Raw genomic sequence first — 1,025 nt, 5'->3', positions numbered from 1 at the left:
AAACACACTGGGAGCCGGAACAAGCACATCTGCCTTTGTTGTCACCGCGACCCGGGGGACCGACCAATGAGCGAGGTCAAAACGGCAACTAGGGCACCGGATAAAGAAGCAGAGCAGGGCCATGCCCGCGCCGGTCTCAACAAGCAGATCGCGCGGCGCCAAAATATGTTGCTGGCCGGTGTTGGCAGTCTCGCACTGATCGCTGGCGGTTGGTTTCTTTTTGCCGGTGACGGCGATGATATAGCCGAAGACGAAAGCGGCATAGTGACCATTGACGCTGGCAGTCTGGTCAACCGCAATCTCTCCCAGCGCGAGTTTGTCGCGGCTTATGAAAACCGGCTTAATAAACTCACCCAGGATCAAAAGGCACTTAAAGAAGCACAGCTCCCAACTGATAAAATCGAAGAACAAATCGAAGTTCTTCGGCTTGAAAACAGCGAGATGCGCACCAACGGGCAAGCGGCCATCGATGCGATTTCAGCGGAAAACGCCGGACTCAAATCGCAGCTGGAAGAACAGGCCGCAACACCGCCGCCGATAATTCCACCAGCCTATGGTCCGCAAGGCGGGGATTTTAACCGCCAGTCGGCATCGCTTGGATCACCCGATGGTACAGAAATCATGCCCGGCGGCTCTCCATCTGGCGCAGTTAAAATTCTCAATTTCGGAAGCACCGATCAAGAATCAAAACCTTCCAAGAAGCGTACATCGGAAACATCACCGCTGCTGGTTGAAGACAGTCCGGAATATTTGCCTCCCAATAGCTATGCACCGGCAAAAGTAATCGTCGGCGTTGATGCCTCGGTTGGCGTTGCCAGTCAGAGCGATCCGCTTCCAGTGGTATTGCGCATCACTGGCCCTGCGCGTTCGGTGGTCAAGAACGGCAAGTTGCTCACCACCAATATCACTGGATGCATTGTGAACGGCGCGGCGCGCGGCGATCTCTCAAGCGAAAAAGTCTACGTAAAGCTGGCGCGTATGACCTGCGATCAGCCCGGCGGGCGTGTCGCGGTCAGCGAGGTTAA

Annotated in this window: 1 pseudogene; it reads left to right on the top strand. The window is 55.4% G+C overall.

Annotation, left to right across the window (positions count from 1 at the left end):
* Positions 1–165 precede the first annotated feature (165 nt).
* Positions 166–1,025, top strand: a pseudogene (locus tag C8024_RS05695) (conjugal transfer protein TraB); the annotation flags it as partial.

The organism is Sphingopyxis sp. BSNA05, assembly GCF_013265645.1.
In the GTDB taxonomy this organism is placed as follows: domain Bacteria; phylum Pseudomonadota; class Alphaproteobacteria; order Sphingomonadales; family Sphingomonadaceae; genus Parasphingorhabdus.
Note: the sequence above shows the minus strand (reverse complement) of the source record. Positions and strands in the feature narration are given on the sequence as shown.